General features: G+C 68.9%; 24 protein-coding genes and 1 tRNA gene. 17 read left to right on the top strand and 8 right to left on the bottom strand.

Translation table 11 applies throughout. The features are described 5' to 3' along the window. Position 1: 1 nt before the first annotated feature. Positions 2-634: a helix-turn-helix transcriptional regulator gene (locus ASC65_RS01970; protein WP_056448733.1), complete on the bottom strand. Its 633-nt coding sequence runs from the start codon at positions 632-634 to the stop codon at positions 2-4. Positions 635-1,044: 410 nt separating this feature from the next. On the opposite strand from ASC65_RS01970, the gene ASC65_RS01975 reads away from it, so the two are divergent. From ASC65_RS01975 to ASC65_RS01995, 5 genes are all read left to right on the top strand, one after another. Continuing rightward, positions 1,045-1,368, top strand: a complete 324-nt coding sequence (locus tag ASC65_RS01975; RefSeq protein ID WP_056448736.1) for an ArsR/SmtB family transcription factor — start codon at positions 1,045-1,047, stop codon at positions 1,366-1,368. Next, positions 1,365-1,781 (top strand): DUF1801 domain-containing protein, encoded by a 417-nt coding sequence (locus ASC65_RS01980; RefSeq protein ID WP_056448739.1) that lies wholly within the window; start codon positions 1,365-1,367, stop codon positions 1,779-1,781. Before ASC65_RS01975 ends, ASC65_RS01980 begins: the two co-directional genes overlap by 4 nt. 23 nt (positions 1,782-1,804) lie before the next feature. Continuing rightward, positions 1,805-2,233, top strand: a complete 429-nt coding sequence (locus tag ASC65_RS01985) for a DUF1801 domain-containing protein (protein ID WP_056448742.1) — start codon at positions 1,805-1,807, stop codon at positions 2,231-2,233. Then, a complete protein-coding gene (locus ASC65_RS01990) occupies positions 2,233-2,679 on the top strand; it encodes an SRPBCC family protein (protein ID WP_056448745.1) in 447 nt (148 codons plus the stop codon). The genes ASC65_RS01985 and ASC65_RS01990 overlap by 1 nt, the downstream gene beginning before the upstream one ends. A 105-nt stretch (positions 2,680-2,784) precedes the next feature. Then, entirely contained in the window at positions 2,785-4,140 is a 1,356-nt protein-coding gene (locus ASC65_RS01995; protein WP_156459515.1) for an alpha/beta hydrolase, read from the top strand. A 4-nt stretch (positions 4,141-4,144) separates the two neighbouring features. Here ASC65_RS01995 and ASC65_RS02000 read toward each other — a convergent pair whose 3' ends face one another. Then, positions 4,145-4,912 carry an SDR family NAD(P)-dependent oxidoreductase gene (locus tag ASC65_RS02000; RefSeq protein WP_056448750.1) on the bottom strand — a complete coding sequence of 256 codons (768 nt, stop codon included), beginning with the start codon at positions 4,910-4,912 and terminating at the stop codon, positions 4,145-4,147. Between the two features lie 151 nt (positions 4,913-5,063). On the opposite strand from ASC65_RS02000, the gene ASC65_RS02005 reads away from it, so the two are divergent. The 6 genes from ASC65_RS02005 (at position 5,064) to ASC65_RS02030 (ending at position 13,568) form a co-directional block, all read left to right on the top strand. Further along, positions 5,064-7,373, top strand: a complete 2,310-nt coding sequence (locus tag ASC65_RS02005; protein WP_056448753.1) for a TonB-dependent receptor — start codon at positions 5,064-5,066, stop codon at positions 7,371-7,373. Between the two features lie 2 nt (positions 7,374-7,375). After that, complete coding sequence (locus ASC65_RS02010) at positions 7,376-8,704, top strand: spinster family MFS transporter (RefSeq protein ID WP_056448755.1); 1,329 nt, start codon at positions 7,376-7,378, stop codon at positions 8,702-8,704. After that, positions 8,701-10,350, top strand: a complete 1,650-nt coding sequence (locus ASC65_RS02015) for a carboxylesterase/lipase family protein (RefSeq protein ID WP_056448758.1) — start codon at positions 8,701-8,703, stop codon at positions 10,348-10,350. Before ASC65_RS02010 ends, ASC65_RS02015 begins: the two co-directional genes overlap by 4 nt. Continuing rightward, a complete protein-coding gene (locus tag ASC65_RS02020) occupies positions 10,347-11,921 on the top strand; it encodes an AMP-binding protein (protein ID WP_056449211.1) in 1,575 nt (524 codons plus the stop codon). Before ASC65_RS02015 ends, ASC65_RS02020 begins: the two co-directional genes overlap by 4 nt. Before the next feature lie 97 nt (positions 11,922-12,018). Then, a complete protein-coding gene (locus tag ASC65_RS02025; protein WP_056449214.1) occupies positions 12,019-12,639 on the top strand; it encodes a TetR/AcrR family transcriptional regulator in 621 nt (206 codons plus the stop codon). A gap of 41 nt (positions 12,640-12,680) precedes the next feature. Beyond that, positions 12,681-13,568, top strand: coding sequence for an SDR family NAD(P)-dependent oxidoreductase (locus ASC65_RS02030; RefSeq protein ID WP_056448761.1), 888 nt, complete (start codon positions 12,681-12,683; stop codon positions 13,566-13,568). A 372-nt stretch (positions 13,569-13,940) separates the two neighbouring features. On the opposite strand, the gene ASC65_RS02035 is transcribed toward ASC65_RS02030, so the two are convergent. Further along, positions 13,941-14,017: transfer RNA gene (locus ASC65_RS02035), tRNA-Arg, on the bottom strand. A gap of 160 nt (positions 14,018-14,177) precedes the next feature. On the opposite strand from ASC65_RS02035, the gene ASC65_RS02040 reads away from it, so the two are divergent. Further along, entirely contained in the window at positions 14,178-15,980 is a 1,803-nt protein-coding gene (locus ASC65_RS02040) for a gamma-glutamyltransferase family protein (RefSeq protein ID WP_056448764.1), read from the top strand. A gap of 313 nt (positions 15,981-16,293) precedes the next feature. On the opposite strand, the gene ASC65_RS02045 is transcribed toward ASC65_RS02040, so the two are convergent. Together ASC65_RS02045 and ASC65_RS02050 are read right to left on the bottom strand one after the other, a co-directional pair. Next, positions 16,294-17,112, bottom strand: a complete 819-nt coding sequence (locus tag ASC65_RS02045) for a lipid A-modifier LpxR family protein (RefSeq protein ID WP_082525833.1) — start codon at positions 17,110-17,112, stop codon at positions 16,294-16,296. 177 nt (positions 17,113-17,289) lie between these two features. Then, positions 17,290-18,321: a 2'-deoxycytidine 5'-triphosphate deaminase gene (locus tag ASC65_RS02050; RefSeq protein ID WP_056448771.1), complete on the bottom strand. Its 1,032-nt coding sequence runs from the start codon at positions 18,319-18,321 to the stop codon at positions 17,290-17,292. A gap of 86 nt (positions 18,322-18,407) precedes the next feature. Between ASC65_RS02050 and apaG the strand changes: the two genes are divergently transcribed. After that, complete coding sequence (apaG, locus tag ASC65_RS02055; protein ID WP_056448775.1) at positions 18,408-18,815, top strand: Co2+/Mg2+ efflux protein ApaG; 408 nt, start codon at positions 18,408-18,410, stop codon at positions 18,813-18,815. A 288-nt stretch (positions 18,816-19,103) separates the two neighbouring features. On the opposite strand, the gene gcrA is transcribed toward apaG, so the two are convergent. Continuing rightward, positions 19,104-19,625, bottom strand: coding sequence for a cell cycle sigma 70 cofactor GcrA (gene gcrA, locus ASC65_RS02060; protein WP_056448777.1), 522 nt, complete (start codon positions 19,623-19,625; stop codon positions 19,104-19,106). A gap of 353 nt (positions 19,626-19,978) precedes the next feature. Here gcrA and ASC65_RS02065 point away from each other — a divergent pair, with 353 nt between their 5' ends. The 4 genes from ASC65_RS02065 to argF all read left to right on the top strand — a co-directional run bounded on the left by ASC65_RS02065 (position 19,979) and on the right by argF (position 23,663). Then, on the top strand, positions 19,979-20,800 hold the full coding sequence (locus ASC65_RS02065; protein WP_056449216.1) for an ABC transporter permease: 822 nt from the start codon (positions 19,979-19,981) through the stop codon (positions 20,798-20,800). A gap of 106 nt (positions 20,801-20,906) precedes the next feature. Next, a complete protein-coding gene (locus tag ASC65_RS02070) occupies positions 20,907-21,431 on the top strand; it encodes a YcxB family protein (RefSeq protein WP_056448780.1) in 525 nt (174 codons plus the stop codon). Between the two features lie 121 nt (positions 21,432-21,552). Beyond that, a complete protein-coding gene (locus ASC65_RS02075; protein ID WP_056448783.1) occupies positions 21,553-22,731 on the top strand; it encodes an aspartate aminotransferase family protein in 1,179 nt (392 codons plus the stop codon). An 8-nt stretch (positions 22,732-22,739) separates the two neighbouring features. Further along, complete coding sequence (gene argF, locus ASC65_RS02080) at positions 22,740-23,663, top strand: ornithine carbamoyltransferase (RefSeq protein ID WP_235561374.1); 924 nt, start codon at positions 22,740-22,742, stop codon at positions 23,661-23,663. A 159-nt stretch (positions 23,664-23,822) separates the two neighbouring features. Here the strand turns inward: argF and ASC65_RS02085 are convergent, their stop codons facing one another. Beyond that, positions 23,823-24,326, bottom strand: a complete 504-nt coding sequence (locus tag ASC65_RS02085) for a pyridoxamine 5'-phosphate oxidase family protein (RefSeq protein WP_056448789.1) — start codon at positions 24,324-24,326, stop codon at positions 23,823-23,825. A gap of 72 nt (positions 24,327-24,398) precedes the next feature. Next, entirely contained in the window at positions 24,399-24,605 is a 207-nt protein-coding gene (locus ASC65_RS02090; RefSeq protein ID WP_056448792.1) for a hypothetical protein, read from the bottom strand. Positions 24,606-24,718: the final 113 nt, after the last annotated feature.

The raw sequence follows: 24,718 nt of genomic DNA on the forward strand, positions 1-24,718 counted from the left end.
ATCAGCGCAGGCGGTAGGGGCTGACCAGGGAGAACAGTTGTTCTCGGCTGTTGATCGCCAGCTTGGCGTAGATGCGGCGGATGTGGGTCCGCACCGTCTCGATGGTGACGCCCAGGGCTTCGGCCATTTCGTCGGCGCGTTCGCCGGCGATGAAGCGTTTGACGATGGCGGTCTCGGCCGGCGTGAGGCCGAAGATGTCGCCGAGGTCGGCCCAGAGATGTTCTTCCGGTGCGGTGGCGGTCGGTACGATGAAGAGGGCGGCGCCGGCTTCGGCGCGCGCCGGGCGCAGCGGTTCGCCGCGCACCAGCATGTGAGCCTCGCCTCCGGTCGGGCAGGCCCAGATCGACGGCTTCTCGTCCAGGCCCTCGACGAAGCGGCGCAGGTCAGACGTCAGGGCCTTGTCGACGCAGGCCAGGCGGTCGCCGTTGCGGCAGAACGGAGAGCCGCGCTCCAGCAGGGTCGTTGCAGCGCGGTTCATCCAGACCAGGGACAGATCGAGGGTGACGATGATGCCGGGCGCGAAGAAGGTGTCGGTCCAGGCGGCGAGGTACAAACCCTGCCGTCCCTCGATGCCGGAGCCCGCACGCGGGGTCGGCGCGACCGTCTGGCCGTCACTCAGCTTACCGTCTTGCATCCGTTCTTACGCAGGGCCCCTCAAATGCCGCCGCCCCCTGGCGAGCCCAACCGGGCGGGCAGCGTGCCGCGCACGTTAAAGGCGAGGGCAGGCGCGAGCGTCCCCAATCTGGAGTACGCCACGCCCAATCCCTCGGGTCACGTCCGACAAAAGCGTGCTGAGAGCGTTTGGACTTGGAACGCCGATCGAACCCTGATCGGGACGAGGGCCGGGTGGCGCGCGACCAGGATATCCAGCGTGAACGCCCGGGCTTTCAACAATGCGAAGATCGGATAGCAACCCAAGATTGTACGTATCGCGTAATACATCAGCGGCCAGCGGCCTCGAACCAATGCGACCGAAGCGGATTTGACTCACCTATATCTCCATGGTTATACGTCAAACCCATAGCCAGCGAGTTATGCGTCTCGATGTCGACCGCCCAAGACGATCTGTTCCGCACCCTCGCCGACCCCACCCGGCGCGCGCTGTTCGAGCGCCTGTGCCGTGAGGGCGAGCAGTCGGTCGGCGCGCTGACCGCCACGGCCGGCGTGTCCCAGCCTGCGGTGTCCAAGCACCTCGGCGTGCTGAAGCGCGCGGGCCTGGTCGTCGACCGCCAGGACGGGCGCCAGATCCGCTACAGCGCCCAGCGCTCGGCTCTGGCCCCGCTGGTCGATTGGGCCGGGCGGATGACGGGCTTCTGGGAGTCGCGCTTCGACGACCTCGGCGACCTGCTCACGAGGATGGACCAATGACCGGCGAGCCGTCTCCAAAGCTGCTCTCGGGCGGCAATCCGCAGATCGCCAAGGGCTACGGCGATGCGCCCGTGCAGGCCTACATCGCCGCCATGCCGGGCTGGAAAAGCGAGGTTGGCCGCCGCCTCGACGCCTTGGTTGAACGCACGGTTCCGAGGGTCCGCAAGGCGGTGAAGTGGAACTCTCCCTTCTACGGCGCGCCCGGAGAGGAGGGCTGGTTCCTCAGCCTGCACGTCTTCACCCGCTACGTGAAACTGACCTTCTTCCGCGGCGTGCAGTTGGATCCGGTCCCGCCGGGCAAGTCCAAGCACCCCGAGGTCCGCTACCTCGATCTGCATGAGGGCGAGTTCGACGAAGCCCAGTTGGCCGCCTGGATAAAGCAGGCCAGCGACCTACCCGGCGAACGCCTCTGATCTCTTCTCCGAAAGGCGACCCCATGACCGAGTCCAAGTCCGCCCCGCCGCTGAGCGGCGCTGCAGCCTCCGCTAAGATCGACGCCAAGATCGCCGCCCTGGACGACTGGCGCGGCCCGGTTCTGGCCCGCGTCCGCGACCTGATCCGCTCGGCCGGCCCGGAGATCGCCGAGACGGTCAAATGGGGCCGGGTGCCGGTCTGGGAGCACGCCGGCATCCTGACCACGGGCGAGGTCTACAAGGCCTGGGTCAAGCTGACGTTCGCACACGGCGCGGCCCTGCCGGACCCGGCCGGACTGTTCAACTCAAGCCTCGACGGCGGCACGAGACGCGCCATCGATATCCGCGAGGGTGAGACGATCGACGGCGACGCCCTTCAGGCGATGATCCGCGCCGCCGCCGCCCACAACGAAGAGCGCAGCGCCGCTCGTTCAAAGAAGACGTCCGCCTGATGGCCGATCTCCAGACCCAGGCCGCCGACGGCCAGAGCCGCACCGTCGTCGTAGAGCGCGACTTTCCTTTCCCGCCGGAACGGCTGTGGCGCGCCCTGACCCAGCCCCACCTGATGGCGGAGTGGCTGATGAAGAACGACTTCCAGCCCACGCCCGGCCACCGCTTCCATCTCACCGGCGAGTGGGGCGGAGTGCTCGACTGCGAGGTGCTGGTGGTCGAGCCCGAGCGGACCCTGTCCTACACCTGGGATTTCGCCCACGACGACCCGGCCTATGCGCTCAAGAGCGTGGTGACCTTCAACCTGGAACAGACGGATCACGGCACGCATCTGCGCATGGAGCAGGCCGGCTTCCGTCCCGACCAGAAGCAGGCCTTCGGCGGCGCCCATGCGGGGTGGAAGCAGTTCTTCGACAAGCTTGAGACGGTGGCGGCCAAGGCGGACTGACCGCCGTCCGCTCGCAGTGGCGGCGGATTTCGGGCATGATGGCCGCCGTTCTTCCGCGGCCGCGGAGACTGGCCGCACCGTGCGAACGGTCCTGCGAGCCTGCCCGTGTCCGCTTCCTCCGCCGCTTCCGACGAGCGTGCCCGCATCTCCTTGAGAACGCGCGCCGCCGTGGCCTGGACGCGGGTGAGAGAACTGCCCGGGCGGTTGTTCCCGAACGCCGCTGAACTGTCCCGCTCCTTCGACTTGATGCCGGCGCCCGAAGCCTTCGACGACGGGGCGATCAATCCGCTGCCGGACCACAATCCGATCCGCGACCTGCCCTACGGCGGGGTGCTGTACGCCACCGACCGCGCTCCGGCGACAGGGGACTGCGCCGAGCCCTACTATCCCAGCGCGCGGGGGCAGGTGCTGCGCCTGGGCGCGGCCCGGATCGAAGTCGGCGATACGGCCATGACCTGGGAGGAGGCGCGCCGCATCTCCCTGCTCAAGAACCGACCGAAGACCTATCCCCTTCGGGTCACCGGCGTGACCGAGTTCGGCATTCTCGAATCGACCCGCAACGCCCTGTTCGGCCGCGAGCCGGGCGACGACCCGGCCGCGCCGGGCCGCATGTTTGCGGCGGCGATCAACGCCAAGTTGGCGATCTCCAAGCTCAAGGACGTCTTCATCTATGTCCACGGCTTCAAGGTGGTGTTCGAGAACCCCGCCCTGGTGGCGGCCGAGCTCTGGCATTTCCTCGGCTATGAGGGGGTGTTCATCGCCTACGCCTGGCCCTCTACGCCGCGCTCGCGCGCCTATTTCGGCGACGCCGACACCGCCGCCGGCATGGCGCGGAACCTGCGTGAACTGATCCGCTTCCTGGAGACCGACACGGATGTGCGGCGGATCCACCTGGTCGGCTACAGCGCCGGCACCCGGCTGGTCACGCGCGTGCTCGAGCACATGGCGCTGATCAACCGCAACGCCGCGCCGGGCGGACGCCGCTACGGAGAGAAGCTGGGCAACGTCATGCTGATCGGCAGCGACGTCGACCGCGAACTGTTCGCCGCCATGCTGGCGGACGGGGTGCTGGAGGTGGCCGATCACATGACCGTCTATGTCTCCAGCATCGACAACGCCCTGAACCTGTCGCGCATGCTGACCGGTCACTTCCGGGTCGGCGCCATGTTCCGCAAGGAGGAGATGACCCCGCACCTGCTGAACTACTTCGCCGAACGCGAGGACCGGCTGTCGCGCATCGACGTCAGTCATGCCGCCAACGCGGCCTCGGGCAACGGGCACGCCTATTTCCGCTCCAGCCCCTGGGTGTCCAGCGACATCCTGATGACCCTGGCCTATCGGCTCAGCCCGGCGGAGCGGGGGCTGACGCTCGATCCTGAAACCGGCGTGTGGCGTTTCCCCGGCGACTATGTCGCGCGGCTGCGGAAGGCGCTGGCCGACAGGCTGGCGGCGGAGGCTTGACGCCTCAGAGCGACTGGCCGTCGTCGACGACAATCACCGAGCCGGTCATGAAGCGCGCGGCCCGCCCGGTCAGCAGCAGCAGGGCCTGGTCCAGGGCGTCGTTGTCCATCAGCCGGCGGCGGGGGAAGCCGGCGATCTGGGCGCGGCCGCCGTCGGTCGCGAACCAGTCGCTGTTGATCTCGGTCTCGATATAGCCGGGCGCGATGGCGTTGACGGCGATGTGGCGCTTGGCCCACTCGCGGGCCAGGCCCTGGGTCAGGGAGATGACCGCCGCCTTGGAGGCGCAATAGGCGGTCAGGCCGGGCAACTGGTTGAGGCCGGCGATGGAGGCGATGTTGACGATCCGGGCGTCGCCGGCCTCGGCCACGCCGCTGTCGATCATGCGCTTGGCCGCCTCGCGCGCCGCCAGATAGACGCCGCGCACATTGACGTCGAAGGTCTGGTCGTAGCGGTCAACGGGCAGGGAGAGGGCGGCGCCGTCGCCGCCGACGCCGGCGTTGTTGACCAGGATCGAGAGCGGGCCGAGCTCGGCCTCGGCGCGGTCGATGGCCGGGCCGATCGCCTCGGCGTCTGATACGTCCAGGGCGATGGCGACCGCCTCGCCGCCGGCGGCGCGGATATAGGCGACTTCGGCGTCAAGCCGATCGGTCCTTCGCGCCGCGAGCGCCACCTTGGCTCCTGCTCCGGCCAGAAGATGGGCGAATCGCACGCCCAGGCCGCTTGAGGCGCCGGTGATGAAGGCGGTCCGGTTCTGCAGGGGGCGGTCGATCATGGTCGCTCTTGAGCTGAAGGGTTCGGCGCCAATCCGCCGCAACGCAGTTATTCACGCACACGAGAGCGAATGTTGACAAGCTTGTCTGTGCGTGTCCCTCTTCGCCTCAAGCGTCGACGTACATGATCGACGCGCTAGGGAGGGAATTGAGATGAAGGCGATACTGCTCGCCTCTGCTTGCGCGCTTGCGCTGGCGGGGGTCATCGCGCCGGCTCAGGCTCAGGCGCAGGACCAAACCCAAACGACGAACCAGGACGCGGAAGACAGCCAGGAGCGCCGCGCCAGCGCGCTCGAGGACGTCGTCGTCACCGCCACCCGTCGCGAAGAGCGCCTCCAGGACGTGCCGGTGAGCATCACCGCCCTGTCCCAGGAGGACCTCACCGAGCGCGGCATCGTCAACTACGACGGCCTGGCCACCGCCACGCCCGGCGTTGTGCTGAACCGGGCCTCGGCCAACTTCAACAACTTCACGGCCCGCGGCATCGCCACCAACGGCTACGGCGCCAACCTGCAGAGCACGGTCGCCATCTATCTGGACGAACTGCCGATCTCGTCGAACGGCAACTCGACCATTCTCGACCCCAGCCTCTACGACATCGAGCGGATCGAGTTCCTGCGAGGGCCGCAGGGCACCTTGTTCGGTTCCGGATCACTGGCCGGCGCCCTGCGTATCCTGTCGCACGACCCTGACGCCTCCGGGTTCGACGCCTCCGCCCTGGTGGACCTGGGGGTGATGGAAGAGGGCGGCCTGATCCAGCGCTACAGCGGCATGCTGAACGTGCCGCTGATCGAGGATCAACTGGCGCTGCGTATCGTCGGCTTCTCACGCAACGAAGAGGGCTGGGTCGACAACATCGGCACCGGCATCGAGAACGCCAACACCCTGGTTCAGTACGGTGGTCGCGCCATCCTGCAGTGGGAGCCGACCGACCGGTTCACCGCGCGACTGATGTTCTCGCGCGAGATTTCCAATCCTCACGACGCGTCGCTAACCAATCCGAACCTCGGCGAATATGTGCGGCAAACGGATCGCCCGGACCTCTTCCAGAGCGACATGACGAACTACAACGCCACCTTCGACTACCAGTTCGACGGCGCGCGTCTGACCAGCTCGTCGACCTATTCGGACTACACCGGTCTGTTCTACGTCGATCTGGCCGGCACCTATGCCCAGGCCTTCCCGTTCGCCCTGGATGCGGACGCCTGGGACTCGACGTTCGTCCAGGAAGTCCGGCTGGTCTCTGACGCCGGCGGTCAGTGGGACTGGTCGGTCGGGGGCTTCTATTTCAAGAAGCGCCGCGACGTGGACTACAACTACCGCTCAAACCAGCCGTTCCTGACCGCCCAAGGCTTCACCGGCCTGCCCGACGAGTATTATCAGCGCTTCGGTTCCCATTTCATCTCGCATGAGCTCGCGGCCTTCGGCGAGCTGACCTACCGCTTCAACCCGGACCTGTGGGTGACGGGCGGACTGCGCTACGGCACGACGGACGCTCAAGGCTTCACCGAGGCCGGCGGGTACAACTCCGACTATCTCACGCGCGCCTACTGGGCGACCATTCTCAACTTCCCGACGCCGGGTCCGCTCAACGTGACGGGGCCCTACGCCGCTGCGGAGGGCGTGAAGGCCAAGGAGGAAGGGCCCTCATATCGTCTGAGCGTGTCGTGGCGACCGACGCCAAAGGTCACCACCTACGCCGCCGTGTCGACGGGCTTCCGCCCGCCGATCGTCAACGCGCAGGCCGGGCGGGTCAGCACCATCGATCCGACCGACATCGTCATTCCGTACGGCGCGACTTCGGACGAACTGACCAACTACGAGGTCGGGGTGAAAGGCCGGTGGTTTGACGGCCGGCTGCTCGGCGACGCGGCCCTGTACTGGATCGACTGGAACAACATCCAGGTCCAGGCCAACCGCGTCTCGGACTCGGTCCAGTTCGCCACTAACATCGGCGGCGCGACCAGCAAGGGGATCGAGGCTTCGCTCACAGCCCTGCCGGCGGACGGCTGGATGGTGGCTCTTTCCGGCGGCTGGAACCACTCCGAAGTGGACGAGCTCACCCCGCAGGAAGCGGCCATTTCCGGCGCGGTGCTCGGGGCGCCGCTGGCGGGGCCCAAATTCTCGGGCTCGCTGCGCGTCAACTATGAGTGGGATCCGGCGCCCGGCGTCGCAGCCAACGCCTCCGTGGCGGTGTCCCATGTCGGAAGCTTCCCGAACGCCTTTCCGAACACCCCGGGACGTCCGCTCGTGCCGCTGCCGACCTATGACCACACCGACAGCTACACCTTCGTGAACGCCAACCTGGCCTTCGCTTTCAGGGAGTTCACGGTCGCGGCCTACGTCGAGAACGCCTTCGACGATCACTCGATCAACTACATCCATCCCGAGGCCTTCATCGACGGTCGTTACGGCCGCCTGCGGCCTCGGACGATCGGCATCCGCGTCGGGTACGAGTACTGATCATGACCGCGTCTGTTCATCCCCAAAACCCGGCCGCGCCCATCCATGCGCGGCCGGGAGCCCGGGCCTGGTTCGTCCTGACCGTGCTCTGCTTCGTCTACGTCCTGAACTTCCTGGACCGGCAACTGCTGTCCATCCTGGCCAAGCCGATTCAGGACGAGCTCGGCGTCACCGACGGGCAGTTGGGGATGATCAGCGGGCTCTACTTCGCCCTGTTCTATTGCATTCTGGCGATCCCGGTCGGCTGGTTGGCCGACCGGACCAACCGGGTGAAGGTGCTGGCCGCTTCCTGCGCTCTGTGGAGCGCGGCGACCGCGGCCTGCGGCTTGTCCAACAACTACGGCCAACTGGCGATGTCGCGCATGGCCGTGGGCGTCGGCGAGGCCGGAGGCGTGCCGCCGTCCTACGCCATCATCTCGGACTATTTCCCGTCGGGCACCCGCGGCACGGCGTTGAGCCTGTTCAACCTCGGACCGCCCATCGGCCAGGCCTTGGGCGTCGCCTTCGGCGCCTCGATCGCGGCCGCCTATTCCTGGCGTGACGCCTTCGTCTGGGTCGGGATCATCGGCGTCTTCACCGCCGCCGTCGTCTGGCTGTTCGTGCGCGAGCCGAAGAAGGGCGGTCTGGATCAGGTCGAGGCGCCCGCCGCGGCCGATGCGGCGCCCGTCGCCAAGGTCGGCTTCTGGTCGACCTGCCGCATGTATTTCGGGAACCCGGTCCTGCGCGGCATGGCCCTGGCCTGCGGCGCGACCCAGTTCATCACCTACGCCACGCTCAACTTCGCCACCCTGTTCCTGATGCGTGAAAAGGGCATGACCCTGCAGGAAATCGCCGTCTGGTACGCCCTGCTGGTCGGGGTGTGCGTGAGCATCGGAATGTTCCTGTCGGGCCGCCTGATCGACCGTCTCGCCCGTCGCTCCAAGACCGCCTACGCCTGGCTGCCGGCCATCGGCCTGCTGATCGGGGCGCCCTTCTTCGCGGGCTTCGTGTGGGCTCCGACCTGGCAGATCTCCCTGCTGTTCCTGGCCGTCCCCATGGCTCTGAACTATTTCTATCTGTCGCCGGCCGTGACCCTGGTGCAGGAGGAGGTCCGTCCCAACCAGCGCGTCCTGTCCGGCGCCCTGCTGCTGCTGGTGATGAACCTGATCGGCCTGGGCCTGGGCCCGACCTTCGTCGGCGCCGCCAGCGATTTCTTTAAGGCCGACTATCCCGACAACTCGCTGCAGATGGCCTTCTACACGCTGCTGCCCTTCTACGGGCTGGCGATCGCGATGTTCCTGGGTCTCGCCGCAAAGATCCGCCGCCAGGCGGCGAAGGAAGCCGCCCAATGATGCGTCTCGCGATCAGCGCCCTGGCCGTTCTGGCCGCCGCCGGCGGCGCCCTGGCGCCGGCCTCCGCCCTCGCTCAGCCGGTCGTCGACGCGCCGGCCGGGTCCGTGCGCGGCGAGACCGTCAACGGGGTCGACGTCTTCCGCGGCATCCCCTACGCCGCGCCGCCGGTCGGCTGGCGTCGCTGGAAGCCGCCGGTCCCGGCGCCGCGCTGGCGCGAGACGCGCGACGCGACCCAGTTCGGTCCCGCCTGTCACCAGCCGACCGCGCGCGGAACCAGCATCTACGCCCCGGCCGAGGCGCCGGTGATGAGCGAAGACTGCCTGTCGCTGAACGTCTGGGCTCCCCAAGGCGTGCGTGACGCCCCGGTTTTGGTGTGGATCCACGGCGGCGCCCTGACCTCCGGGTCCAGCAGCGAGACCATGTACGACGGCGCCCGCATGGCGGCGACGCACGGCGTCATGGTGGTGTCGATCAACTACCGCCTCGGCGTGCTGGGCTATCTCGCCCATCCGGAATTGAGCGCCGAATCCCGCCAGAACATCTCCGGCAACTACGGCCTGATGGACCAGATCGCCGCCCTGAAGTGGATCCAGGCGAACATCGAGGCCTTCGGCGGCGATCCAGACAACGTCACCATCGCCGGCGAGTCCGCCGGCGCGCTCAGCGTCGCCTATCTGATGGCCTCGCCCCAGGCGCACGGCCTGTTCGACCGGGCCATCGCCCAGAGCGCCTATCTGCTGTCGACGCCCGAGCTGCGCTCCAGCCGCTATGGCGACTTCCCGGCCGAGACGGTCGGGATGTGGCTCCAGGGCAAGCTGGGCCGCCAGAGCCTGGCCGAACTGCGCGCCATGGACGCCCAGGAGCTGACCACGGCTTCGCTGCAGACCGGCTATCTGCCGTGGGGCACGATCGACGGCGAGATCCTGCCCGAGCAGCTGGTCACGGTCTTCGACCAGGGCCGTCAGGCGCCGGTGCCGCTGCTGATCGGCTTCAACGACGGCGAGATCCGTTCGTTGCGCGCCCTGGCCCCGCCGGTTCCGGCCGATGTCGAGACCTATGAGGCGGCCGTGCGCGAGCGCTACGGCGACCTGGCCGACGCCTTCCTGGCCCTCTATCCGTCGAGCGACCTCGCCGAGAGCGTCTTGGCCGCCCCGCGCGACGCGCTTTACGGCTGGACCTCGGAGCGCATGTCGCGCGGCCAGACCCGCCTGGGTCAGCCGGCCTTCCTCTACTTCTTCGACCACGGCTATCCGGCCGCGGACGAGGCCGATCTGCACGCCTTCCACGCCGCCGAAATCCCCTATGTCTTCGGCGCCTTCGACCGGGCCCCGCCGCGCTGGCCGATGCCGCCGGAGACGCAGGCCGAGCGCGGGCTTTCGGCGGCGATGATGGCCTATTGGGCGAATTTCGCCCGGACCGGGGTTCCCACGGCGCCGGACCAGCCCGACTGGCCCGCCTACGGACAGGCCCGGGCCTATATGGCCTTCGAGGACGGCCCGGTGGTGCGCGAACGGGTCATGCCCGGCATGTTCGAGCTGCGCGAGGCCGAAGTGTGCCGCCGCCGCGCCGCCGGGAGCACGCCCTGGAACTGGGCGGTCGGCATCGTCGCCGCGCCCGTGCCGCCAGCCTCCGCGACCTGCCCATGATCGACGGCGAAATGCAGGCCTTCGCCCTCACGCTCGACAAGTTCCTGGATCACGCCGCCAAATGGCATCCGAACGTCGAGGTGGTGACGGCCCATGAGGGTGAGCGAGTCGTGCGGACCGGCTACGCCGAGATCCGCCGCCGCGCCCTGAAGGTCTCCGGCGTGCTGGAGGGCCTCGGCGTGCGGTGCGGCGATCGCGTCGCCACCCTGGCCTGGAACACCCAGTCCCATGTCGAGGCCTGGTACGCGATCATGGGCATGGGGGCGGTGTGCCACACGCTGAACCCGCGACTGACCGAGACCCAGCTGGCGGCCATGGTCAGCCAGTCGGAGGCGCGCATCCTCATCGCCAGCGCCGATCTGGCGCCCCTGGCCCGCCGGGTCGCCGACCGCACGCGTTCGCTGGAGCGGGTGCTGGTCATCGACGGGGCCGCCGGATCGGACGAGGACGTCGACGCGCTCGAGGGGCGGATCGCCGCTGACGGTCCGGACGGCGTCTGGGGCGGTTTCGACGAGACGACCCCCTGCGGACTCTGTTTCACCTCGGGCACGACCGGCGCGCCCAAGGGCGTGACCTACACGCATCGCTCCAGCTCGCTTCACACCCTGCGTCAGCTGCAGGCGGACGTCATGGGGCTGGGCGGCGGCGACACCGTCCTGACCGCTGTGCCGATGTTCCACGCCAATGCGTGGGGCCTGCCCTTCGCCGGTCCCGCGGTCGGCGCGCGCCTTGTCCTGCCGGGCCGCGAGCTGGACGGCGCGCGGCTGGCGCGACTGATCAACAGCGAAAAGGTCACCGTCGCCGTCGGCATCGCCACCGTCTGGCTGGGGCTGGTCGAGCATCTCGAGACTCACGGCGGCGACACGCCCTCGCTGAAGCGGGTGCTGGTCGGCGGCGCCCCCATGGCGCCGGCGCTGATGGAGCGGATCGAGGCCCGCCTCGGCGCCACGGTGCAGATGAGCTGGGGCATGACCGAGCTGTCGCCTCTGGGCGTTTGCGCGGCGCCCGGCGATCCCGGCCGCTCGCCGCAGGTGTCAGGCCGCCCGGCCTTCGGCGTGGACCTGCTGCTGACCGACGCCGAGGGGCGTCCCCTAGCGGACCAACGCGGCGGCGAGGGGCACCTGCGCGTGCGCGGCGCCTCCGTGGTCGAGCGCTATTTCGGGCAGGCGGACAGCGCCACCGACGATGACGGCTGGTTCCCCACCGGTGATCTGGCCCGGATCGATCCGGACGGCGACCTGGTGATCACCGGTCGCGCCAAGGACCTCATCAAGTCAGGCGGCGAGTGGATCAACCCCGCCGAGATCGAGGCCATCGTCAACGAGCACCCTTCGGTCTCGCTCGCCGCTGTGATCGGCCGCTCCGACGCCAAATGGGGCGAGCGGCCGGTGCTGGTGATCCAGACACGTGAAACGGGAGACGCAAGCGACGAAGACGTGCTGGCGCCATTGCGCGGAAGGGTCGCGCCGTGGTGGATTCCCGACGAGATCATTCGCCTGGACCGGATGCCGCTGGCGTCGACAGGCAAAATCGACAAGATGCGATTGAGAGTTGAATATGGCGGTTCCTGAACAGAGCTCCGAGGCGTCCGGGCGCGCTCCGACCGAAGCGGTCGAGCCGACCAAGGCGCGCGGGCGCCGCACCAAGGTCGAGCAGCGCGCCGACAAGATGGAGCAGATCCTCGACGCGGCCGAGTATCTGTTCTCGGTGCACGGCCTTTACGGCGTCACCCTGAAGGACGTGGCCCAGCGCGTCGGCGTGCACCACACGCTGCTGAACTACTACTTCACCGACAAGAAGAAGCTGTTCGACGCCGTCATCGCCCGTCGGGCCGAGGTGACGATCGCCCTGCGGATGAAGGCGCTGGACGACTATGACGCCGCCACCAAGGGCAAGCCGACGATCGAGGGCGCCCTCCGCGCCTTCCTGGACACCGACCTGGACCTCTACAGCCAGGGCGGTGAGAACTGGAAGAACTACGGCGCCCTGGGCGCCCAGGTGTCGAACACCACCTACGGCGCCGAGCTGATGGATCTGCACTTCGACCCGGTCGTGCTGCGCCTGATCGACCTGCTCAAGAAGGCCCTGCCCGGCTGCGCCGAGGAGGACATCTTCTGGGGCTACCACTTCGTCACCGGCGCCCTGATGCTGACCCTGGCCCGCACCGGCCGGATCAACCGGCTCTCCGGCGGCCTGTGCGATTCCGACGACTTCAGCGCCGTGAAGGACCGCATGGCCACCTTCATGGCCGCGGGCTTCATGAGCATCTGCAAGCCCGCCGCCCACTAGGCCCGACCGGGCCCCTGATCCCTACAAGACTGGAGACACCCATGACGCTCGACGGGCGTATTGCGATCGTGACTGGTGCGGGCGGCGGACTGGGCCGCCAGCACGCCCTCTATCTGGCCCGCCAGGGCGCAAAGGTCGCCGTCAACGACCTGACCCTCGCCGCGGCCGAGACGGTCGCCGGCGAGATCACGGCGGCCGGCGGCCAGGCCCTCGCCTTCGCCGGTTCGGTGACGGACGAGGCCGCCGTCCAGGCCATGGTCGAGGGCGTGCTGGCGGCCTGGGGCCGCATCGACATCCTCGTCAACAACGCCGGCATCCTTCGCGACAAGAGCTTCGCCAAGATGAGCCTGGACGACTTCCGCCTGGTGGTCGACGTCCACCTGATGGGCGCGGCCGTCTGCTCCAAGGCGGTCTGGGAAGTGATGCGCGAGCAGCGCTACGGCCGCATCGTCATGACCACGTCCTCGTCGGGCCTCTACGGCAATTTCGGCCAGGCCAACTACGGCGCCGCCAAGATGGCGCTCGTCGGACTGATGCAGACCCTGGCCATCGAGGGCGAGAAATACGGCGTTCGCGTCAACTGCCTGGCCCCGACCGCCGCCACCCAGATGACTGCGGGCGTGCTGTCCGAGGCCAGCCTGCAGCAGCTCGACCCGGCCCTGGTCAGCCCGGCCCTGCTGCCCCTAGTGTCCGAGGACGCGCCGACCCGCGCCATCGTCTGCGCCGGCGCCGGCCATTTCGCCCGCGCCTACGTCACCCTGACGGCGGGCGAATACATCGGCGGCGCCGCCGACGCCGGCCAGCAGCTGCAGGCCGCCTGGGACTCGGTATCGGATCCGGCCGGGGCGATCGTGCCCGAGTACGGTTTCACCCAGGCCGAACGCGAGGTGGCCAGCGCCGAGGCTCGCGCCGCCAAGGCGGTCGCCTGACGTCTCGCAGCGCCCTGGTCGGCAGGGCGGCGGCGATCCGTCGACCGCACAGGGGGGGCCAGCTTTCGCTCCGTTCCAAGCGCCGCGGCCGCGACCAAGGCCAGCAGCAGCAAGGGGGCGCAGGCGGCCCGCGACCTGCGCAGCCACCGCGACCCGATCACCCAGATCAACGCATAACCGTCCAGCGTCCGGCGCTGTGGGCTGCGCCAACGGCGCGAGAAGGGCGGGGTTATATCTCGGAAGCCTCGCCCGAGCCCTCAGCATCCACCAGAGCCGGCTGGCCCCAGCAGCGCATTCTTCATGTCATCGCGGAGTTCGGATCTCCGACATTCTCTGACGGAGCCCAGCGCGTTGTGATGACGGGAGAGAAAGTGGCGCACCCGAAGAGATTCGAACTCCTGACCCCCAGATTCGTAGTCTGGTGCTCTATCCAGCTGAGCTACGGGTGCGCACGGCCGCGAACGGCGAGGCGGCTATCTAGCGGACGGGGCGCAGGGGGGCAAGGGTGGAAAATCGCCTTTCTGAGATGATTTCACGGGCAGGGGTTTCACGAGGGCGCGGGGCGCGCCAAGTTGGGCCCTCTCCCCGCCGCCGCCGCCCGGATTGCCGATGATCTCCAGCCTGCGCACCGTCTCGCGTTTCCCCCTGTCCGCTTTCGCCCGCCCGCTGACGGCCGCCGTCGTCGTCGTGGGTCTGGTCCTGTCGGGGTGCGCCAGCGGGGGGACCGGGAGCGGGGCTGCGCAGACCCGCGCCCCCGCCGCCGAGGCGCCCGCGGTCGCCGCGAGGCCGCCGGCCAAGGGGCCGTTCGTGGCCGCCGCCAACCCCTATGCGGTCGAGGCCGGCATGCGGGTGCTGCGCGAGGGCGGCTCGGCGGTCGACGCCGCGGTGGCGGTGCAGGCGGTGCTCGGCCTGGTCGAGCCGCAGTCTTCGGGACTGGGCGGCGGGGCCTTCATGATGCTGTACGACGCCGAGACCGGGGTCGTGACCAGCTTCGACGGGCGCGAAACCGCCCCGGCCGCGGCGACGCCTGAGCTGTTCTACGAGAACGGCCGCCCGCTGCCCTTCGGGGAGGCGGTGCTCAGCGGCCGCTCGACCGGAGCGCCGGGCGTCGTGGCCATGCTCGGCTATGTGCAGAAGCGCTACGGCAAGCTGCCCTGGGGCGACCTGTTCATCGACGGCGAGCGGCTGGCGCGCGAGGGCTTCGTGGTCAGCCCGCGCCTGGCCGGCTTCATCGCCGGGCAGGGCGGACAGGCGCGCACGCCGGCGGCCACGGCCTATTTCACCAAGCCGGACGGGACCCGCTATGCCGCCGGCGACACCCTGATCAACGCCGACTATTCGCGCACCCTGGCCGAGCTGGCGGCGGGCGGGCCGGAGGTCTTCTACCGCGGCCGCATCGCCCGCGAGATCGTTGCGGCGGTCGGGGCGAGCCCGCGCCCGGGCGGGCTGACGCTGGAGGATCTGGCGGCCTATGAGGCGCGCGAGCGCGGGGCGCTGTGCCGGCCGTACAAGGTCTACATGATCTGCGTGCCGCCGCCCCCGGCCAGCGGCGTCGCCCTGCTGCAGCTGCTGGCCATGGCCGAGCAGACCCCGGCGATCAGCGAAGGCCCCGACAGCGCCGCGGCCTGGACCGCCTTCGGCCAGCTGCAGCGGCTGATGTACGCCGACCGCGACCGCTTCGTCGGCGATCCGGCCTTCACCCGCGTGCCTGTGCAGGGCCTGCTGGACCCGAACTATGTCGCCAGCCGCGCCGCCCTGGCCCCCGGCCTGACCGGCGCGGCCCAGGCGGGCACGCCGCCGGGCGGGGTGTTCGCGGCGCTCGACTATACGAACGAGCCGGCCGGGACCTCCCACTTCGTCATCGTCGACGCCGAGGGCGACGCGGTCAGCATGACCACCACGGTCGAGAGCGTGTTCGGCTCGGGCCGGATGGCGGCGGGCTTCTTCCTCAACAACCAGCTGACCGACTTCTCCTTCAGCCCGACCCGGCCGGACGGCGGTGAGGCGGCCAATGCGGTGGCGCCCGGCAAGCGTCCGCGTTCGTCGATGTCGCCGGTGCTGATCCTGGACCAGGACGGCCGGCTGCTGGGCGCCGTCGGCTCGCCGGGCGGCCCGGCGATCCTGGCCTATGACGCCAAGGCGCTGATCGGTCTGCTGGACTGGGGCCTGCCGATGCAGAAGGCCATCGACCTGCCGAACCTGGTGGCCCGCGGGGACGCCTTCCGCGGTGACACCGAGCGGTTCGACCCGGCGCTGCGCGACGCCCTGGACGGACGCGGGGTCGCGCTGCGGCCCAACGACGCCGAGAACTCCGGGCTGCATGGCGGCCTGTGGCGGCAGGGCCCGGACGGGCGCTGGCGCTGGGACGGCGGCGCGGACGACCGGCGCGAGGGCGTGGCGCGGACGGAGTAGCCGCGGCTGGGCGGCCCGTTTGGGCCGAGCGTCGAAAAACAGAGTCTGAATCGTCTGAATGGTCTGAAACGGCCGGTCAGGCGGCGTGCGAAAAACAGAGTCTGAATCGTCTGAATCGTCTGAAATCGCCCGGAGCCGGCGAGCGACGTCGTGTCAAAGACCAGCGCGCCGTGTCCGGCCGGGCGGCGCGGGGGCATTATGAGCGGGGCGGAGCGGGACGCGCGAAAATGACGCTCAACGGGCGGTCGGCGCGTGGAAACTCAACGGGTTGGCGGACTTGCATAGTCGCCTTGGTCGCGCCGGCCGCCGCGACCTACTCCGGCTTGATGCTGATCTGCACGGCGATCAGGCCCTCGGAGACGTCGGTGTCGACGCCGTCCATGGCGCGCATGCCGTTGGCTTCGATCTCGCGATAGACCAGGCCGACCGAGCCGTGCACGACGCCCCGGCGCACCGCCACGCCGAGCGAGGCGTCGCCGAGGAAGGAGCCGGACTCTTCGTGGGTCACGCCCGAGCGGTCGTAGTCGCCGTCGCGGTTGCGGGCCCAGTTGTAGCCCACGGCCCGGCCGGATCCGGCGGCGTAGACGTACCAGCGCGGGCGCTCGCCGAAGGCGTCCTCGCCATCGGGCACCAGACGGTCGAGGTCGCGACCGATGCGCAGGGTGGCCCCTGCCTCGGTGACGTCGCCGCGGCTGCCGACGCCGACGCCGACATGGGGCGACAGGGTGACGTCCAGGCCGTTCTCGGTCTGCCCGAGCGTCTCGGTCCAGCCGCGGCTGTAGGTTACGTCGTAGTGCTCTGCCTCATAGGCGGCGGCGTCCAGCGGACCCACGGGCACCGGGGCGCCGTCGGCGCGGCGGACGGCGCCTTCGGTGCGCAGGCGGACGCGATCGCTGTAGCTGTCGCCGGGAATCCAGACATCCCGATTGGACGAGGCCGCCCAAGGCTGGGACCTGTCCCGATTCGGGGCATAGCCGATCCAGCGGTCGGCCTCGTCACGCGGCTGCTCGCCAGCGGCGGCGAAGCGGGCGCTGCGGTTTTCGCGGTCCACAAGATCGGACGCGGTCGAGGGCCGTTCGGCCTGGACGCGCCAGGTGTCGGCGATCGCGACCTGGCGAGCCGGGACGCCCATAGCGAAGCTCGGCGCCGCTACGGCCGCCGTCGCCAGAACCCACAAACTCAACGCCACCGGTCGCATCAACGGTCCCCTTAAGTCCGCTAACGTCCCCGAAACCCTGCACGAACAGGGCCAGAACGCCAACTGACTTTTTCATGACCGCTGAACGTCAGCCTTATGGCTGAGTTCCCGTCACCCCCAGGGGCGGAAGTGTTTCGAGAGCTTGAGGCCCTGGCGCTGGTAGTGGCTGCCGCCTTCGCCGTAGAGGCGCGACGGACGCTCGGTCAGGGGTTCATAGACCAGGCGGGCGACGATCTGGCCGTGCTCGAGCAGGAAGGGGGTGTCGTGGGTGCGCACCTCCAGCACGCCCTTGGAGCCCGCGCCGTGGGCCTCGTCGGTGCCGAAGCCCGGATCGAAGAAGCCGGCGTAGTGGACACGGAACTCGCCGACCGAGGGGTCGATCGGGGTCATTTCGGCGGCCTGCATGACCGGGATCTCGACAGCCTCGCGTGAGGCCAGGATGTAGAACTCGCCCGGATCCAGCAGCAGTTCGCCGCGGCGCACCGCCAGCGGCTCCCAGAAGTCGCGCGGATCGTGGCCGTCGATGCGGTCCAGGTCGACGACGCCGGCGTGGCGGCGGCCGCGGAAGCCGACGATGGCGCCATCCGGCCCCTCCAGGTCGACGCCGACGCTGCGGGTCTCCAGCTTCGGCGGCTGGCCGGCCTTGAGGCGCAGCTGGTTCAGGCGGGTGCCCGGACGGACCAGAATGGAGAAGGTCTGGGGCGCGATCTCGAGGTACAGCGGGCCTTCATAGCCCTCCTCGACGTCGTCGAAGCTGGCGCCGGCGTCGGTCAGCAGGCGGACGAAGACGTCGACCCGGCCGGTCGAGCTCTTGGGATTGGCCCGGGCGATCAGCCCCTTGGGCAGGCTCAGCCGCTCCTGCAGCTGGACGATGTAGACGCAGCCCTTCTCCATCACATAGCCGGGCGACAGGTCGATGGCGTGCATCTTCACGTCGGCGATGCGGTCCTCGACCTTGCGGCGGCCGGGCAGGAAGGAGGCGCGCACGCGCCAGCCGCGGTCGGACAGGCGCAGGTCCAGGCTCGCGGGCTGCACCTGGTCGGCGTCGAAGGGGGTTTCCGAGACGATCGCGCCGCCGGCGATCAGGGCCTCGATGGACTGGGACGGCAGGATGCCGGGGACGGGGGTCTCAAAGGTCTGCATGGGTTTCGCTTACACGATTCCGCGGCGCGTCTCCCCTCTGTCGTGTCTCCGCTTGACCTGAGAGGCGCGAAGGCGACCATGGCGCTATGCATGACACTCCCGCCTACGAAGCCGAGACCGACGGCGTCCTGGTTCGCGTCCGGCCGTCCTATCTGGCGGGGCAGTCCGACCCGGACGGCGGGCGTTGGGTCTGGGCCTATCAGATCGAGATCGTGAACCTGTCGGCCGAGACGGTGCAACTGATGGCGCGCTGCTGGCTGATCACCGACGGGCGCGGCCGGGTCGAGGAGGTTAGGGGGACCGGCGTCGTCGGCGAGCAGCCGGTGATCAAGCCGGGCGAGAGCTACGCCTACGCCTCGGGCTGTCCGCTGGGCACGCCGACCGGCTCCATGGTCGGCCACTACACCATGACCGATCCGAGCGGACGCATGTTCGAAGTGGCCATCCCCGGCTTCAGCCTGGATGTCCCGGGCGAGCGGCGGGTGCTGAACTGAGGGCGGGTCCCAAAAGAAAAAGCCCGCCGGGCGGCGGGCCTTTCAGGGCAGGGCAGGCGACGGGGCTGCGTCAACCCGGATGAACCGCAGCCCCGCCCCGGACTCTCAGGCCGCGTGCGGGGCGGCCCAGAGGCGGACGGCGGCCCCTCTAGGAGCCATTCGTGTCGGTCGAAAGACCATTTTTTGTTCGCCCGCGGTCAGAAGGCTCCGCCTTCTCGACCCGACGCGGGCTGGGCGCTTCGCGCGGCGCTCAAGCAGTGAGCGACCGCGTCGCGAGCGATAGCGCCCTTAAATGTAGCGGCGCAGCGAGCGGGCCAGTTCGGCGGCGCCGTCCTTGCCGCCCTTGCGGACCTGCGGCTGGTAGGCGACGCGGGCGTGCTCCATGCAGTAGACGCCTTCCGAAGAGCGGCGGCCGCAGAAGCTGAACTCGTTCGAGGACGGATCGCCGATCGGCCATTTGCACATGTGGGCGCCCAGGGTCATGACCGTGGCGGTGCCCGGCAGGTCGGGCATCGGAGCCGGAACCGACGAAGCGGCGGCCGGACGCGGCTGCACGGCCTCGATGCGGCGCGGAGCCGACGGCGCCTGGGGCGGCGGGGCCGCCGGACGCGGGCGCGACGGGCGGAAGGTGGCGCGAGCCGGCTGCGACGGCGCGGCGCGGCCCGACAGGCCCAGGCGGTGCACCTTGCCGATGACGGCGTTGCGGGTCACGCCGCCGCCGAGCTGCTTGGCGATCTGGCTGGCCGACTGGCCTTCCAGCCACAGCTTCTTGAGCGCGCCGACGCGATCTTCTGTCCAACCTGCGGTCATGGTGTCCCTCCGGTCCCGGATTCAACATCTTGGGTCGCGGGGTCCCTCCGGAGCCCTCGACCTACCACCAATCGTAAACCACCTCTTAAAACACGCAATATGTGCGAATTGGTCCGTCCACAGGAACCACATCTTGTATGGTTAAGGTGGTGTGAACGGGGGCGGGCAGTGGCGGCGGCTGAGTAGCGAGTGGCTCGTGATTAGTGGCTGGCCACCGCCGGGGAAGCGGCGGGCGCCGTGCTGCCCCCCGCAGACAACCGCCGCCAACCATTAGCCACTAGGCACTAGCCACTCAGCTGCCGCCGGAGCCTGACCCCTTGCGCTCCGGCCCCTGCCGCCGCATCTGGCCCCCCATGACCGACCTGATCTCGACCCGGCCCTCGGGCCTGCCGCAGCCGCGCCGCTACAACGGGGTGAACTGGGAAGGGGTGAAGACCCTGTATCTCAAGGAAGTGCGGCGGTTCTGGAAGGTCGGGGCCCAGACGGTGGCGGCGCCGGTGGTCACCACCCTGCTCTACATGCTGGTCTTCGTCGTCGCCCTGAAGGACGCCCGGCCGCCGATCCACAACACGCCCTTCGCCGAGTTCGTGGCGCCGGGCCTGATCATGATGGCCATCCTCAACAACGCCTTCGCCAACGCCTCGTCCAGCCTGATCCAGGCCAAGATCATGGGCACGTCGACGGACTTCCTGACGCCGCCGCTGAGCCCGCTGGAGCTGACCATCGGCTTCTCGCTGGGGGCGGCCACGCGGGGCATCGTCGTCGGGCTGGTGACGGCGATCTGCGTCCTGCCGTTCGCGCGGCTGGGCGTCGCCAATGTCGCGGCCATCCTGTGGTTCAGCCTGACCGCCTCGCTGATGATGGGCATGATCGGCGTCTTCGCCGGCCTCTGGGCCGAGAAATTCGATCAGCTGGCGGCGGTCCAGAATTTCCTGATCATGCCGATGACCTTCCTGAGCGGCACCTTCTACCTGGTCGACAACCTGCCCGAGCCGTTCGCGACGATCAGCCACTTCAACCCGATCTTCTACATGATCGACGGCTTCCGCTACGGCTTCATCGGCCATGCGGAGAGCAACCTGCTCGTCGGCGTGATCATGAGCGGCCTGCTGACCCTGATCATGGCCTACGCCTGCTGGCGGGTGTTCAAGTCGGGCTGGCGGCTGAAGAGCTGAGGGCCGTCGTGCTGTGGCTGTGCTACGGCTGGAGCCGCTAGCCGGGGCTTCGCTCTGAGGGGGGCGTCATCGTGTTACAAAGTCTCGCTTCACTGGGTCTGCTCCTTTGATTGAGATCAAGGTTCCCAGGCCGGTCCCGGAGGCCGAGCGGCCTCCCCGGGCGCTTGGTGCGCTGCGCTGGACCATCGGCATTCCAGGCTGGATTACCTACGCAGTTCCGTGGGTCCTGATCGTCGCCACATTGCTTCTGAGCGACGATCGTAGGCTGCACTTCGTCCTGCTCTGTACTGTGGTGGCCGCGTTCGTCCTTCGGCGCCTGGCGCTCGCTGTGGTTCGGCGGGCTGCTCAGGCGGAGTGGCGCAAGTCGCCGACCTGGGCGCTCGCCAACACTTGGCGGCTCGACGACGACGGCATCAGTTTCGGGGACGGCTTCTTCCTGACGAGCGTGCGCTGGGAGGCGATTATTCTGGTGCGGGAAGAGCAGGACCGCTTCCTGTTTCAGGGGACGCCAATCTCGGCCTTCGCCTTGCCGATCCGGTTTCTCGACGCAGGCGCCAATCAGATCGATCAAATCCGCGCCCTTGTGGCGAAGGTGACCGCGGAAGGCCGTCTCGGCCGCGGTGTTGACTAACCCGGGGCGTCGTCCGACAAGGCCTGACCCTTTTTCCGGCTCCGTCGCGCCCAGTCTCAAGCCTGGGTGGGGCGGGGCCGTCTCTCTTCTGGAGGCCAGTCCCGTGTCCCAAGAACATCTGATGGGTGTCTACAACCGCGCGCCGCTGGAAGTGGACCGTGGTCTGGGCGCGCGTCTGTGGGCGACGGACGGGACGGAATACCTGGACTGCGTCGCCGGCATCTCGACCAACGGCCTGGGCCACGCCCATCCGAAGCTGGTGCAGGCGGTCAAGGACCAGGCCGAGAAGCTCTGGCACGTCTCCAACATCTTCCGCATCCCCGGCCAGGAAGCCCTCGCCGACATGCTGTGCGAGAAGTCGTTCGCCGACGTGGTCTTCTTCACCAACTCGGGCACGGAAGCCGTCGAGTGCGCGCTGAAGACGGCGCGCAAGCACCACGTCGCCAACGGCCAGCCCGAGCGGATCGACATCTACGGCTTCGACGGCTCGTTCCACGGCCGGACCTATGGCGCGATCAACGCCGCGGCCAACCCGTCCTACACCGAGGGCTTCGGGCCCAAGATGGAGGGCTTCCACCAGCTGATCTGGGGCGACAAGGCCGCGCTCGAGGCCGCCTTCCGCAACCCGACCACGGCCGCGATCATCCTGGAGCCCGTGCAGGGCGAGGGCGGCTGCCGCGCCACGCCGGACGAAGAGCTGCGCTGGATGCGCCAGATGGCCGACGAGACCGGCGTGCTGATCATCTTCGACGAGGTCCAGTGCGGCATGGGCCGGACCGGCAAGCTGTGGGCCCACGAATGGGCCGGCATGACCCCGGACATCATGGCCGTGGCCAAGGCCCTGGGCGGCGGCTTCCCGGTCGGCGCCTGCCTGGCCACTGCGAACGCGGCCAAGGGCATGACCGTCGGCGTCCACGGCTCGACCTTCGGCGGCAACCCGCTGGCCATGGCTGTCGGCCAGGCCGCCTTCTCGGAGCTGTCGGCGCCTGAGACCCTGGCCCACGTCAACGAGGTCGCCGGCTATCTGAAGCAGCAGCTGCACGGCCTGCAGCAGCGCTTCCCGGACGTCATCGTCGACGTCCGCGGCAAGGGCCTGCTGATCGGCGTCAAGCTGGTGCCCAACAATCGCGAATTCATGGGTTGGGCCCGCGACACGCAGCAGCTGCTGGTCGCCGGCGGCGGCGACAACTGCGTGCGCATCCTGCCGCCGCTGATCCTGACCCTCGACGAGGCCCGCGAGGCGGTCGAGCGTTTCGAGCGCACCTGCGAGGTGGCGCGTCAGAAGATGGCTGCGGCCTGAACGGGAGCCTGAGCATGGTCCGCCACTTCCTCGACATCTATCGGCTCGAAGCCGAAGATCTGCGCGCCATCCTGGACGACGCCCACGCCCGCAAGCAGGCCCGCAAGGGCTGGCCGCAGGGCCGCGCGGACGCCGACGCGCCGGCCAAGGACCGCGTCCTGGCCATGGTGTTCGAGAAGAACTCCACCCGCACGCGCTTCTCGTTCGACGCCGCCATCCGCCAGCTCGGCGGGGCCTCGATCATCGCCAACGCCGGCGACATGCAGCTGGGTCGCGGCGAGCCGGTCGAGGACACCGCCCGCGTTCTGTCGCGCATGGTCGATGCGGTGATGATCCGCGCCAACGACCACGAGGACGTCGAGCGCTTCGCCCGCGTCTCGACCGTGCCGGTGATCAACGGCCTGACCGACCGCTCGCACCCGTGCCAGATCCTCGCCGACCTGCTGACCATCGAGGAGCATCTCGGGCCGATCGCCGGCAAGACGGTGGCCTGGGTCGGGGACGGCAACAACGTCTGCCACAGCTTCATGCACGCGGCGCCGAAGTTCGGCTTCCGCCTGCAGGTGGCCTGTCCGGCGGAATACCACCCGGACCTGCACGACCTCGCCAAGGGCGGCAACCACGTCATGCTGACCGGCGACCCGCAGGAAGCCGTCCAGGGCGCCGACGTGGTGGTCACCGACACCTGGGTGTCGATGGGTGACCAGGACTACGAAGAGCGCCTGGAGGCGTTCGACGGTTACGGCGTGGATGAGGCCCTGATGGAGCAGGCCAACCCGGACGCGGTCTTCCTGCACTGCCTGCCCGCCCACCGCGGCGAGGAGGTCACCGACGCGGTCATCGACGGCCCGCGCTCCCTAGTCTGGGACGAGGCCGAGAACCGCATCCACGCGCAGAAGGCGGTGCTGGCGTGGTGTTTCGCCGGAAGCTGAGCGGCGGCCGGGTGGCTAGTGGCTGGTGGCTGGCCACCGCCGTGGAGGCGGCGCGCGTGGCGCTGCTCCCCGTTGACGGTGAACGCCTCAGCGTCAAACCCACTAGCCACCAGCCACCAGCCACTAGCCACTAGCCACTTGGCCGCCGCCGGCGGTGGCTCAATTGAGCTTCACGTCCACGACGTCGCCCGCGTCCGGGAGCGTCTTGGTCAGGTTCGCCTTGGCGATCTCGTAGAAGAAGCGGACCGGGCCCTGTTTTGACACCCAGATGCGGCCGTCGTCGGCGTCGAAGCGCAGCAGGGTCAGGTGCGGGTCGTCCTTGCCCTCGGGATACCAGGCGGCGAGGATCGGGTTCCAGAAGCGGTCGATCCGCTCGCGGTCGTGCACCCGGGTCAGGGTCCCGTGGATGCAGGCCCAGACCTCCTGGTCCTTCGAGCCGTAGGTGAACATGGCGGACTGATCGGGCAGGGCCGCGTCCTTGGCCAGGTCGGTGTCGTCGCGGGTGAAGAACCAGATCGTCCCGGTCTCCTCCTCGCGGAAGGCGGTCATCGGCTGGCTGTGATAGCCGGGCTGGTCGAGCCCGAGCATGCCGGTGTTGGACTTCCGCAGGTGCTCCCAGAACTCTTCTTCGGCCTCACGGGCGGTCAGCACTTTGTCGGACATCTCGGCTCTCTCCTGATCGATGGGGTCGACTGGAAAGGCGGTTTTCTGTTCGAGGTTCCCTGCCGCGCTTTCCTAGGGCGTCCGCTGCGGCACGCCGAGCAGGGCGCCCAGGTGCACCAGCAACAGCACCAGAAAAGCCGCCGACAACAGCATGATGAAGCGCCACGGAACCATGCGAACGCCCTGGTGCGGCTGCGACGGTCGGGCCCCGCGCCAGCCGGCGAAAACGGTCAGGATGAGGGTGGCCGCGATCAGGCCGAGGGTGACTGTCAGGGTCATGCGCGCGAAGTGGCTTCGCCGTGTGCGAAGCGCAAGCGTCCAAATCCTTTCTCAGGCGTTAAACTTAAGCACGCGTTAACCGACGCGGCGTGAGACTCGTTCGCGGTGAAGTT

It is taken from the genome of Brevundimonas sp. Root1279 (assembly GCF_001425945.1).
Lineage (GTDB): Bacteria > Pseudomonadota > Alphaproteobacteria > Caulobacterales > Caulobacteraceae > Brevundimonas.

Coding starts and splice junctions, on each gene's coding strand:
- ASC65_RS02085 (WP_056448789.1), bottom strand. CDS start 24,326: ATGTCCGACAAAGTGCTGACCGCCCGTGAGGCCGAAGAAGAGTTCTGG.
- ASC65_RS02050 (WP_056448771.1), bottom strand. CDS start 18,321: ATGCAGACCTTTGAGACCCCCGTCCCCGGCATCCTGCCGTCCCAGTCC.
- ASC65_RS01985 (WP_056448742.1), top strand. CDS start 1,805: ATGACCGAGTCCAAGTCCGCCCCGCCGCTGAGCGGCGCTGCAGCCTCC.
- ASC65_RS02025 (WP_056449214.1), top strand. CDS start 12,019: ATGGAGCAGATCCTCGACGCGGCCGAGTATCTGTTCTCGGTGCACGGC.
- ASC65_RS02020 (WP_056449211.1), top strand. CDS start 10,347: ATGATCGACGGCGAAATGCAGGCCTTCGCCCTCACGCTCGACAAGTTC.
- ASC65_RS02005 (WP_056448753.1), top strand. CDS start 5,064: ATGAAGGCGATACTGCTCGCCTCTGCTTGCGCGCTTGCGCTGGCGGGG.
- apaG (WP_056448775.1), top strand. CDS start 18,408: ATGCATGACACTCCCGCCTACGAAGCCGAGACCGACGGCGTCCTGGTT.
- ASC65_RS02090 (WP_056448792.1), bottom strand. CDS start 24,605: ATGACCCTGACAGTCACCCTCGGCCTGATCGCGGCCACCCTCATCCTG.
- ASC65_RS02000 (WP_056448750.1), bottom strand. CDS start 4,912: ATGATCGACCGCCCCCTGCAGAACCGGACCGCCTTCATCACCGGCGCC.
- ASC65_RS01990 (WP_056448745.1), top strand. CDS start 2,233: ATGGCCGATCTCCAGACCCAGGCCGCCGACGGCCAGAGCCGCACCGTC.
- ASC65_RS02015 (WP_056448758.1), top strand. CDS start 8,701: ATGATGCGTCTCGCGATCAGCGCCCTGGCCGTTCTGGCCGCCGCCGGC.
- gcrA (WP_056448777.1), bottom strand. CDS start 19,625: ATGACCGCAGGTTGGACAGAAGATCGCGTCGGCGCGCTCAAGAAGCTG.
- ASC65_RS01975 (WP_056448736.1), top strand. CDS start 1,045: ATGTCGACCGCCCAAGACGATCTGTTCCGCACCCTCGCCGACCCCACC.
- ASC65_RS02030 (WP_056448761.1), top strand. CDS start 12,681: ATGACGCTCGACGGGCGTATTGCGATCGTGACTGGTGCGGGCGGCGGA.
- ASC65_RS01980 (WP_056448739.1), top strand. CDS start 1,365: ATGACCGGCGAGCCGTCTCCAAAGCTGCTCTCGGGCGGCAATCCGCAG.
- ASC65_RS02065 (WP_056449216.1), top strand. CDS start 19,979: ATGACCGACCTGATCTCGACCCGGCCCTCGGGCCTGCCGCAGCCGCGC.
- ASC65_RS02045 (WP_082525833.1), bottom strand. CDS start 17,112: ATGGGCGTCCCGGCTCGCCAGGTCGCGATCGCCGACACCTGGCGCGTC.
- ASC65_RS02075 (WP_056448783.1), top strand. CDS start 21,553: ATGGGTGTCTACAACCGCGCGCCGCTGGAAGTGGACCGTGGTCTGGGC.
- ASC65_RS02040 (WP_056448764.1), top strand. CDS start 14,178: ATGATCTCCAGCCTGCGCACCGTCTCGCGTTTCCCCCTGTCCGCTTTC.
- ASC65_RS02010 (WP_056448755.1), top strand. CDS start 7,376: ATGACCGCGTCTGTTCATCCCCAAAACCCGGCCGCGCCCATCCATGCG.
- ASC65_RS01970 (WP_056448733.1), bottom strand. CDS start 634: ATGCAAGACGGTAAGCTGAGTGACGGCCAGACGGTCGCGCCGACCCCG.